The 10,252-nt window shown below is 57.9% G+C and carries 9 protein-coding genes; 5 read left to right on the top strand and 4 right to left on the bottom strand.

The window, feature by feature from the left end; translation table 11 throughout:
* The first annotated feature begins 8 nt into the window (after nucleotides 1-8).
* On the top strand, nucleotides 9-923 hold the full coding sequence (locus ACIOVB_RS25880; protein WP_187677424.1) for a DUF808 domain-containing protein: 915 nt from the start codon (nucleotides 9-11) through the stop codon (nucleotides 921-923).
* A gap of 86 nt (nucleotides 924-1,009) precedes the next feature.
* On the opposite strand, the gene ACIOVB_RS25875 is transcribed toward ACIOVB_RS25880, so the two are convergent.
* The gene (locus ACIOVB_RS25875) at nucleotides 1,010-1,798 is read right to left on the bottom strand and encodes a VacJ family lipoprotein (protein ID WP_401272091.1); all 789 of its coding nucleotides are present in this window, start codon (nucleotides 1,796-1,798) and stop codon (nucleotides 1,010-1,012) included.
* Nucleotides 1,791-3,089 (bottom strand): serine/threonine protein kinase, encoded by a 1,299-nt coding sequence (locus tag ACIOVB_RS25870; protein ID WP_187677426.1) that lies wholly within the window; start codon nucleotides 3,087-3,089, stop codon nucleotides 1,791-1,793. The genes ACIOVB_RS25875 and ACIOVB_RS25870 overlap by 8 nt, the downstream gene beginning before the upstream one ends.
* Before the next feature lie 224 nt (nucleotides 3,090-3,313).
* Between ACIOVB_RS25870 and ACIOVB_RS25865 the strand changes: the two genes are divergently transcribed.
* Nucleotides 3,314-3,682 carry a hypothetical protein gene (locus tag ACIOVB_RS25865; RefSeq protein ID WP_401272090.1) on the top strand — a complete coding sequence of 123 codons (369 nt, stop codon included), beginning with the start codon at nucleotides 3,314-3,316 and terminating at the stop codon, nucleotides 3,680-3,682.
* Between the two features lie 122 nt (nucleotides 3,683-3,804).
* Here the strand turns inward: ACIOVB_RS25865 and ACIOVB_RS25860 are convergent, their stop codons facing one another.
* The gene (locus tag ACIOVB_RS25860; protein WP_401272089.1) at nucleotides 3,805-5,400 is read right to left on the bottom strand and encodes a glycosyl hydrolase family 17 protein; all 1,596 of its coding nucleotides are present in this window, start codon (nucleotides 5,398-5,400) and stop codon (nucleotides 3,805-3,807) included.
* A 287-nt stretch (nucleotides 5,401-5,687) separates the two neighbouring features.
* Between ACIOVB_RS25860 and ACIOVB_RS25855 the strand changes: the two genes are divergently transcribed.
* The 3 genes from ACIOVB_RS25855 to ACIOVB_RS25845 all read left to right on the top strand — a co-directional run bounded on the left by ACIOVB_RS25855 (nucleotide 5,688) and on the right by ACIOVB_RS25845 (nucleotide 8,746).
* Nucleotides 5,688-6,539, top strand: coding sequence for a glycine betaine ABC transporter substrate-binding protein (locus ACIOVB_RS25855; protein WP_095190653.1), 852 nt, complete (start codon nucleotides 5,688-5,690; stop codon nucleotides 6,537-6,539).
* Between the two features lie 240 nt (nucleotides 6,540-6,779).
* Nucleotides 6,780-7,091: a DUF485 domain-containing protein gene (locus ACIOVB_RS25850; protein ID WP_187677430.1), complete on the top strand. Its 312-nt coding sequence runs from the start codon at nucleotides 6,780-6,782 to the stop codon at nucleotides 7,089-7,091.
* Entirely contained in the window at nucleotides 7,088-8,746 is a 1,659-nt protein-coding gene (locus ACIOVB_RS25845) for a cation acetate symporter (RefSeq protein WP_187677431.1), read from the top strand. Before ACIOVB_RS25850 ends, ACIOVB_RS25845 begins: the two co-directional genes overlap by 4 nt.
* Before the next feature lie 1,024 nt (nucleotides 8,747-9,770).
* Here ACIOVB_RS25845 and ACIOVB_RS25840 read toward each other — a convergent pair.
* The coding region (locus ACIOVB_RS25840; RefSeq protein WP_401272088.1) for a citrate/2-methylcitrate synthase at nucleotides 9,771-10,252 on the bottom strand (482 nt) is incomplete at its 5' end.

The raw sequence follows: 10,252 nt of genomic DNA, 5'->3' as shown, positions 1-10,252 counted from the left end.
CAAGATTCATGGCAGGAAGCAGTTTGCTGGTGCTGATCGACGACATCGCCACCGTTCTGGACGACGTTGCGTTGATGACCAAAATGGCCGCCAAGAAGACCGCTGGCGTGCTCGGCGACGACTTGGCGCTGAATGCTCAGCAAGTCTCTGGTGTGCGGGCCGAGCGGGAGATTCCCGTGGTCTGGGCGGTGGCCAAGGGCTCGTTCGTCAACAAACTGATCCTGGTGCCGTCGGCGCTGGCGATCAGTGCGTTCGTGCCGTGGCTGGTGACGCCGCTGTTGATGGTCGGTGGTGCGTACTTGTGCTTCGAGGGTTTCGAGAAACTCGCGCACAAGTTTCTGCACAGCAAGGCTGAAGATGATGCCGAGCACGCGCAACTGACCGAGGCCGTGGCCGATCCGGCAACCGATCTGGTGGCGTACGAGAAGGACAAGATCAAAGGTGCGATCCGCACTGACTTCATCCTCTCGGCAGAAATCATCGCGATCACCCTCGGCACCGTGGCTGGGGCTTCGTTGACGCAGCAGGTGATCGTGCTGTCCGGCATCGCCATCGTCATGACCGTGGGCGTTTACGGTCTGGTGGCCGGTATCGTCAAGCTCGACGACCTAGGTCTGTGGCTGACGCAGAAGCCTGGGCAGGTCGCCAAAAAAATCGGTAGCGGCATCCTGGTCGCGGCACCCTACATGATGAAAACACTGTCGGTGGTTGGCACTGCAGCGATGTTCCTGGTCGGCGGCGGCATTCTGACCCACGGTGTACCGGTGGTGGGCCACTGGATTGAGGGTGTTGGCGCGGCGGCCGGTGCTGCCGGGTTTGCGGTGCCGATGTTGCTCAATGGCGTGGCGGGGATCATCGCTGGCGCGGTTGTGTTGGCGGTTGTTTCTGTTGTCGGCAAAATCTGGAAAGCGATCAAAGGTTGAACGCATAACCTCTGTGGTAGCGTTGTTTTGTCATTAAAAAAGGCCATTCGATTTGCATCGAATGGCCTTTTTTGTGCCTGCCGGTTTTACTCGGCAATCTGCAACTTGCGCGACTCGGTGTACACGTAACGCACTTTCTCGTACTCGAACGGCGAGTTCAGCTGACCATAGCGGAAGCTGGTCTGGTAGCGCTTGTCGACGGCGCGTAGAGCCCAGATTTCCGGGTGGTTGGAACTGACTTCCGAGACATTGAGAAAGTTGATCGCCGATTCGGCGCTGTAGTCCACAGCCAGGCCTGCGGTGTCACGCAGGTTCGACGGGCCGAGGATCGGCAGGACGAAATAGGCGCCGCCCGGAACACCGTAGAAGCCCAGAGTCTGGCCGAAGTCTTCGCTCTGGCGCGGCAGCCCCATGGCGGTCGCCGGGTCCCAGAGGCCGGCGATGCCGATGGTGGTGTTGAGCAACAGGCGTGCGGTGGTTTCCATCGAACGCTGGCCCTTGAACTGCAAGAGGCTGTTCATCAGGTTCGGTACGTCACCAAGGTTGTTGAAGAAGTTGCTCACGCCGGTGCGCAAGAAGCTTGGCGTGATGTAGCGGTAGCCATCGACCACCGGCAGGAACACCCATTGGTCGAAGCGGTAGTTGAAGTGGTAAACGCGACGGTTCCACTCTTCCAGTGGGTCATACACGTTCAGTGCGTTGAGCGTCGAGCGCTCGAATTCGCGCTGATCCAGCCCCGGGTTGAACTTGAGTTTGGACAGCGGTTCCTTGAAGCCGTCACTGTCGACCACCACCGGTGCATTGGCTTTGCTGTTGTCGGCCTGGGCCACGCCTGCACAGAGTAACGCTGCAATCAGCAGGAGATATTTAGCCACGGAAGAACTCCAGCATGGCGTCGCTGTTGACGCGGTAGTTAAGGTTGCCGCAATGGCCGCCCAGTGGGTAAACGGTCAGACGATCACCGAAGGTTTTGCGCAGGAAGCCGAGGTCGCCCGGGCCGAGGATCACGTCGTCGGCGTTGTGCATTACGGCGATTTTCGGGCTGTCGTGCAGGTAATCCTTCAGTGCATACAGGCTGACCTGATCGATCAGTTGCAGCAGGCTGCCGCCGTCGGTGCGCGCGCGCCACATCGGAATCACTTGCTCGGTCAGGTAGCAATCGAAGTCGCATTGCAGTGCGCGTTTGAGGAACGGCGTGAGGCTGGTGCCTTGGGTGATCGGGAATTTCGGCGGGGTGATCAGGCCGCGACGGTTGATCAGGTCAGAAGTAAACGCAATATCGGCGGCCGAGAAGCGGAACGAGGTGCCGATCAGCATCGCCATCTGCTCGTTGCTCAGATGCTGCTTGGACTGCTGGAAGTCGTAGAGCAGGGCGTCGTTGAGGTCGATATAACCTTTTTGCTGGAAGTAGCGGGTCAACTTGGTCAGCACCAATTCATAGAACGTGGTGCTGTTGTTGATACCTTTAACTTCGGTCTGCACCAGCTTGTCGAGGTTGGTGATCGAGGTATAGAGGTTGACCGGCGGGTTGAGCAGCAGGACTTTCTTGAAGTTGAAGCTGCGGCGGGTTTCGTCCAGATGCGCGACGAACGCGGCATCGAGAGCACCAAGGCTATAACCGGTGAGGTAATACTCGGTGACCGGCAGTTTCGGGTTTTGCGCCCGCACGGCCTGCATCACCCGATACATGTCTTCAGCGTCTTCCTTGGTTACGCCCGGAGTGGCGAAGCGCGAGGCTGCACTGATGAAGTCGAAGCTGGTCGGCGACGACAACTGTACGACGTGGTAGCCAGCCTTGTAGTAGAGCTTTTTCAGGTATTCGTTGAGCGTGCTGTCATAACGCGCGCCGGTGCCGGCGATCAGGAATATCAGCGGTGCTGGCTTGTCCTGCTCGGCGATGCGGTAGGTGAGCTTTTTCACCGGCCAGAAGTTGTCCGGCAGAATGAACTCGCGTTCCGGACGCAAGGTGACGCTGCGGTCCGACTGATTGATGTCGTCGTCCAGCGGCAGTTCCGGGCGTAAGTCCGGCGGAGTCGTGGCGATGGTCGCCTCGAACGGGTTGGTCAGGGGATAGCCATAACTGGCGGCGTCGATATCCACCGCCAGTGCGGACGCACTCAAAATAAGGCCGCTGAACAGCGCGGCGAAGCGCAAGGAACGGAGCATGACTAGATCCCTTAGAGGAAGGTGCCGAATGAAGTTCGCAGGCTATGACCACCGGGGTTGCGCCAAAGTGCCATGCCGCGGCACCAAACAGGCAGAATTCGGAGTAATAGTAGCTGGACGATACACTTTGCATCGCCCGGATGAAAAGTTAACTGTTGTTAGTGCTTGCGTCTGACAGGCCGAAGATTAAGCTGGCCGCCGATTTTCGTTGATTGGAGAGTTTCATGTCCCGCCGTTTGCCCGTGATTCTGCTGCTCGTTTTGTTGCCGTTATGGCTGGCTGCCAGTTATGGCGCGCGTTATGGCTTTATGGAAGACGGGCAGTGGGTCGGCATCTGTGTGGATGAGGCCAGCCGTTGGGAGTGTCAGGTGCGCTCGAACCTCGGCCTGATGATTCACTTCAAAGTGTTGGGCTGGACGGCGCTGGGTGCGGCGCTGATCGGTTTTCTCTTGCCCGGGCGGGCAGGGTGGTGGCTGGCGGTGCTGGCGCTGGTCTTCGGGTTGCCGGCGCTGGCGTTGTATAACACGACGCTGGCGGTGTTTGCGGTGGTGATTGCCGGGTTGCGCCTTGTCCGGGAGTCTCGCAGCGCCTGAAAGTCAGTCATCGCGGGCAAGCCCGCTCCCACAGGGATCTGGAGAAACACAACATTTGTGTATGACCCCAAAACCTGTGGGAGCTGGCTTGCCAGCGATGAGGCAGGTACAGGCGCTAAAGGTCAGCGGATGCGAACCCGCAAGCAGCGCCACAACGCAATCACCATCAATCCACTGACCAGTGCCCAACCCCAGGCCTGCTGATTCAGCAATCCTTCTTCATACAACTGCGGCGCAATGCCGGCCCCGATGATAAAGGTCAGTAGCGCAATCTCCCGACGCGGCACGCTAACCGGGCTGCACAGGTAAACCAGCGCCGGCAGGATGAACGCCATGCTCGCAAAGCTGCGATAACGCGCATCGAATACCATCTCCAGCATCATCACCGCCGTCGCGAACCCTGCCGCCGCAACCAGCCAACCGGCGCGACGTTCCAGCAGATTGAACGCCCGTTCACGCCAACCCGTGCGGGTGCTCAAGGTTAGCGCGGCATGCGCCAACACCAACAGATTCAACGCCGTCAGCAGCCCGACCCACAGCCATTCACTGGCAAATCGTGTGGTCACGCGGGCCAGATCGCCCCACGCACCGATTGAACAAGCGGCGAGGGCGCCCAACAGCGGAAGCACCAGTGCTGATCGCGTCGTGCGAACCCGACCGCCGAGGACCAATGTGCCGAGGAAAATCAAACCGCCGACGGCCAGCCACTGCTTCCAGAACGGCACGTTGGTCACGGGGCCTGCGAGCACACCCTTGTCTTGGCGATCGGCATCGAACAGCCCCCAATAACCGCCGACCGCGCCTTCGCTCGCACGTTTCCATGGTTGATCAAATGCTTCGATGAGGTTGTAACGCCAGCCTTCCTTCTCGGCCATCGCGACAAAGCCACGGATAAACTTGGCTTCGTTTTCTCTGCTCGGCACGGCAGTCTTGCGCTGGCGGCCTTCGCTCGGCCAACCCGTTTCGCCGATCATTATTTCTTTTGGCGCAAACATGCTGCCAAAACTGCGACGAATCGCGGCCACTTGCGACAAGGCCACGTCAACGTTCCATGGATGGTCTTCCCAGTACGGCAGCAAGTGGATCGTTATGAAGTCCACGGCGGGAGCGATTTCTGGATGCCTTTGCCAGAACTCCCATACATCGGCGTAAGTCACCGGCTGTTTAACGTGACTTTTGACCTTGTTTATCAGCTTCACTAATTGCCCGCCGGTAACCTCTTTACGCAGCAGCGCTTCGTTGCCAACGATTACTGCGGTGACCACGTCCGGGTTGGCGTTGGCCGAGGCGATCAGCAGGTCGACTTCCTTCTCGGTGTCCACCGGGTTGCTGTTGACCCAGGCGCCGATCATCAATTTCAGGCCATGTTTACGTGCCAGATCCGGCAGCGCTTCGAGGCCGGTCATGGAGTAAGTGCGGATGCATTCAAAGCGCGTCGCCAACAGGGCGAGGTCGGCGTCCATGCGCTCCGGGCGCAGCTTGAACGGCACGTCGAACGGCGACTGGTCCTTGTCGAATGGGGTATAGGAGGCGCATTGCAACTTGTGCGTCGGGGTGGCAGCGTCCGGCAAAATCAATGGCTTACCGAGGCCATACCAGAAGCCGCCAAGGGCAGACAGCCCGAGCAGGCAGGCGAAGACATAAGGAAGAAAAGCAAAGCGGGAAGTCGCGGACATGGTCAGGCCGAGTGGCTGCAAAGCAACGCATGTTACCTGCAATTAACAGAGGGTTGGTGGCCCGCATGGTTTTGACATGCAAAGTTCGGGCGGATTATTTGGCGTCATTTATACAGACGCGGTTAATGGCCTTCTGATGTCGTTTCTCGTTGCCTTGAGGTCGCTGACAGAGCAGGTCGCGTTGGGCGTCAGGTTGATGATCGAAGCCGTCAGTACTCCACTGATGTCCGGACGAGTTTGCGGTGAGGCGTGATGGGGGCGCTGTGCACCATAACAATACGTTGACGCCGCCCGTCATCCGTCGGGCGCAGCATTTCGGGGAAGTAACGATGAAGATGCGACGACTTTTAGGCGCAGGTGCCGCTCTGGCGCTTGCGATGAGCTCCACTTTCGCCAGCGCTGAAAAACAGACCCTGAACATCGGTTACGTTGACGGCTGGTCCGACAGCGTCGCGACCACCCACGTGGCGGCCGAAGTGATCAAGCAGAAACTCGGCTACGACGTGAAACTGCAAGCCGTCGCCACCGGGATCATGTGGCAGGGTGTCGCCACCGGTAAACTCGACGCCATGCTGTCGGCCTGGCTGCCAGTGACCCACGGCGAATACTGGACGAAGAACAAGGATCAGGTCGTCGATTACGGCCCGAACTTCAAGGATGCGAAAATCGGCCTGATCGTCCCGGAATATGTAAAAGCCAAGTCGATCGAAGACCTGAAAACCGACGACACCTTCAAAAATCGCATAGTCGGCATCGACGCCGGTTCAGGCGTGATGCTCAAGACCGATCAGGCGATCAAGGATTACGGCCTCGATAAGTACACCCTCAAAGCCAGCTCCGGCGCCGGCATGATTGCCGAGCTGACCCGTGCCGAGAAGAAAAACGAATCCATCGCCGTCACCGGTTGGGTGCCGCACTGGATGTTCGCCAAGTGGAAGCTGCGCTTCCTCGACGACCCTAAAGGCGTTTACGGCGCTGCTGAAACCGTGAACAGCATCGGCAGCAAGGGCCTGGATGCGAAGGCACCAGAAGTGGCCAAGTTCCTGAAGAACTTCCAGTGGGCTTCGAAAGACGAAATCGGTGAAGTGATGCTGGCGATTCAGGACGGTGCCAAGCCTGATGCAGCCGCCAAGGATTGGGTGGCCAAACACCCGGATCGCGTGGCTGACTGGACTAAATAACCACAACACCGAAATACCCCAGTGGGAGCGAGCCTGCTCGCGAAAGCGGTCTGTCAGTTAACTAAATGTTGACTGGCACGACGCCTTCGCGAGCAGGCTCGCTCCCACATTTGTTTTTGGGCTGCTTGAAATTGGCAAAAGTGTCATGGCGTTCTACTACTAAGGTCGTCTGGAACCTGTCCCGCAGCCGCATACATTAGCTACGTTCCAACAATAATCTGTGCTGCGAGGATAAAAACAATGAACGACAGCATTTACCTCTCGATTCAAAACAGTCCCCGATTCAAGGAGCTGGTGCGAAAAAGGGAAAAGTTCGCCTGGATACTCTCGGCGATCATGCTCGGGCTCTACTCCGGATTCATCCTTCTGATCGCCTACGGGCCACACGTGCTGGGTGCGAAGCTCAGTCCTGAATCCTCGATTACCTGGGGCATTCCTATCGGTGTCGGCCTGATTATCTCGGCCTTCATCCTCACTGCTATCTACGTGCGCCGCGCCAATGGCGAGTTTGACGACCTGAACAATGCGATTCTCAAGGAGGCTCAGCAATGATCCGGCGTCTACTTTCTCTATTGAGCGTTGCAGCGTTCGCGCCTTGTGCCTTTGCGGCTGACGCCTTGACGGGCGCAGTGGCCAAGCAGCCACTGAACATTCCAGCCATCCTGATGTTCGTGGCGTTCGTTGGCGCGACCTTGTACATCACCTACTGGGCCTCGAAGAAAAACAACTCGGCGGCCGACTACTATGCGGCGGGCGGCAAGATCACCGGTTTCCAGAATGGTCTGGCGATCGCCGGTGACTACATGTCGGCGGCGTCCTTCCTGGGGATTTCCGCGCTGGTGTTCACCTCCGGCTACGATGGCCTGATCTACTCGATCGGCTTCCTGGTGGGCTGGCCGATCATTCTGTTCCTGATCGCCGAACGTCTGCGTAACCTGGGTAAATACACCTTTGCCGACGTGGCGTCCTACCGCCTCGGGCAAACCCAGATTCGCACCCTGTCTGCCTGCGGTTCGCTGGTGGTGGTGGCGTTCTATCTGATCGCGCAAATGGTCGGTGCCGGCAAGTTGATCCAACTGTTGTTCGGTCTGGACTACCACGTGGCGGTGATTCTGGTCGGTGTGCTGATGTGCATGTACGTGTTGTTCGGCGGCATGCTGGCGACCACTTGGGTGCAGATCATCAAGGCTGTGCTGTTGCTGTCCGGTGCCTCGTTCATGGCGCTGATGGTAATGAAGCACGTCAACTTCGACTTCAACATGCTGTTCTCCGAGGCGATCAAGGTTCACCCTAAAGGTGAAGCGATCATGAGCCCTGGCGGCTTGGTGAAAGATCCGATTTCGGCGTTCTCCCTCGGTCTGGCGCTGATGTTCGGTACTGCTGGCCTGCCACACATTCTGATGCGCTTCTTCACCGTGAGCGACGCTAAAGAAGCCCGTAAGAGCGTGCTGTACGCAACCGGTTTCATTGGCTACTTCTACATTCTGACCTTCATCATCGGCTTTGGCGCGATCCTGCTGGTCAGCACCAACCCGGCCTTCAAAGATGCTGCTGGCGCGCTGTTGGGCGGCAACAACATGGCGGCGGTGCACTTGGCCAACGCAGTCGGCGGGAGCATCTTCCTCGGCTTCATCTCGGCTGTGGCGTTCGCGACCATTCTGGCGGTTGTCGCGGGTCTGACCCTGGCCGGTGCATCGGCGGTGTCTCACGACCTGTATGCCAGCGTGATCAAGAAAGGCAAGGCGAACGAGAAGGATGAGATCCGCGTTTCGAAGATCACCACCATCGCCTTGGCGGTACTGGCGATTGGTTTGGGTATCCTGTTTGAAAGCCAGAACATCGCGTTCATGGTTGGCCTGGCGTTCTCCATCGCGGCGAGCTGTAATTTCCCGGTCCTGCTGCTTTCGATGTACTGGAAGAAGCTGACCACCCGCGGCGCGATGATTGGCGGTTGGCTGGGGCTGATCAGTGCTGTGGGCCTGATGGTGCTTGGCCCGACCATCTGGGTGCAGATTCTGCATCACGAGAAGGCGATCTTCCCTTACGAGTATCCGGCGCTGTTCTCGATGATCATCGCGTTTGTGGGGATCTGGTTCTTCTCGATCACTGACAAGTCGGCGGCAGCGGACAAGGAGCGGGCGCTGTTCTTCCCGCAGTTTGTGCGTTCGCAGACGGGATTGGGGGCGAGCGGGGCGGTTTCGCACTGATGGTTTGATGGTTTTCGATAGTTAGCAACGCTGTACTGAATGCCCTGGTCGAGAGATTGGGGCATTTTTATTGGGCGGTTATCGGACTGCGGCTGTTTGTTGCCTTTTTGTTGCGTTTATATCCGTTGCTGCGGTAACGGCTTCTTAGGGTTTCGCCCTTACGGCGACTCACTTTTTTGACAAACGCCTCAAAAAAGTAAGCAAAAAAAGGCTTGCCCCAGCGTTCGGCCCTCGCAGGCTCGGGTTCCTTCGCTCCGGGATTCATCCGGGCGCATCGCCTCCGGTTTGCTTTGCTGCACCTCCTCTCGATGCATTTGGCTTCGCCAAACGGTCGCTGCGCTCCCGCCCCCGGATAAATCCCTCCACTCAGCCTGCCGAAGGGGCCGGTGGATCAAGATCAAAAGCTGCACTCGAGCTAACGCTCATTGTGTTGGGTGGTGGAAAAGCGTGCGGTCGACTTCTGATTTTCTGTGGGAGCGAGCCTGCTCGCGATGGCGGCCTGACAGTCGACCAATCTCTAGCAGGTGCACCCAACCCAATTGTAGGAGCTGCCGAAGGCTGCGATCTTTTGATCTGTTTTGGCTTTGGCTTTGGCTTTGGCTTTGGCTTGGCTCTTGATGTTGCTTTTGCTCTTTTGCCCCCATCGGCAGGCCGAGTGAAGGTGTTCATCAGGGGGGGTAGGCGCGAAGCCGCATTCATCGAGAGGAGGTGCAGCGAAGCAAACCGTAGGCGATGCCCCCTGATGGACACCGTAGCGAGGGAGCACTGAGCCTCAGCGAAGTGCCGAACGCCGGGGCAAAGCCTTTTGGGTTACCTTTTCGCTGGGCCGGCATTTCGGCGTTTGGAAAAGGTGACTCGCTGTAAGAGCGAAACCGCCAGCAGCAGCTACTCAAAAAACGGATATACACCTGATTCCAAAAAACCAGTCGGCCCACAGGCCGATGCGGCCCAATAAACAAAAACGGCCCCTATATAAATAGAGGCCGTTCCCGATACAACTCAAGACGTTATCGCAAGACAACTCTTATTTGCGGTCTTCCAGCTTGGTAATGTCACGCGACTCGTAGCCGGTGTACAGCTGGCGCGGACGGCCGATCTTGTACGGGCTGGAGAGCATTTCTTTCCAGTGGGAGATCCAGCCGACAGTACGTGCCAGCGCGAAGATCACGGTGAACATGCTGGTCGGAATGCCGATCGCCTTGAGGATGATCCCCGAGTAGAAGTCGACGTTCGGGTACAGCGAGCGTTCGATGAAGTACGGGTCGGTCAGGGCGATCTCTTCCAGGCGCATGGCCAGTTCGAGTTGCGGATCGTTGTTGATGCCCAGTTCCTTCAGTACTTCGTCGCAGGTCTGCTTCATTACAGTCGCGCGAGGATCGCGGTTCTTGTAAACGCGGTGACCGAAGCCCATCAGTTTGAACGGATCGTTCTTGTCCTTGGCCTTGGCTATGAACTTGTCGATGTTCGAAACATCGCCGATTTCATCAAGCATGGTCAGAACGGCTT

This window comes from Pseudomonas sp. NPDC087639, assembly GCF_044743385.1.
Taxonomy (GTDB): domain Bacteria; phylum Pseudomonadota; class Gammaproteobacteria; order Pseudomonadales; family Pseudomonadaceae; genus Aquipseudomonas.
Note: the sequence above shows the minus strand (reverse complement) of the source record. Positions and strands in the feature narration are given on the sequence as shown.

Excerpts from the sequence above, each read along its gene's own strand:
- ACIOVB_RS25880 (WP_187677424.1), top strand. The coding sequence starts at position 9 with ATGGCAGGAAGCAGTTTGCTGGTGCTGATCGACGACATCGCCACCGTT.
- ACIOVB_RS25870 (WP_187677426.1), bottom strand. The coding sequence starts at position 3,089 with ATGCTCCGTTCCTTGCGCTTCGCCGCGCTGTTCAGCGGCCTTATTTTG.
- ACIOVB_RS25865 (WP_401272090.1), top strand. The coding sequence starts at position 3,314 with ATGTCCCGCCGTTTGCCCGTGATTCTGCTGCTCGTTTTGTTGCCGTTA.
- ACIOVB_RS25855 (WP_095190653.1), top strand. The coding sequence starts at position 5,688 with ATGAAGATGCGACGACTTTTAGGCGCAGGTGCCGCTCTGGCGCTTGCG.
- ACIOVB_RS25850 (WP_187677430.1), top strand. The coding sequence starts at position 6,780 with ATGAACGACAGCATTTACCTCTCGATTCAAAACAGTCCCCGATTCAAG.
- ACIOVB_RS25845 (WP_187677431.1), top strand. The coding sequence starts at position 7,088 with ATGATCCGGCGTCTACTTTCTCTATTGAGCGTTGCAGCGTTCGCGCCT.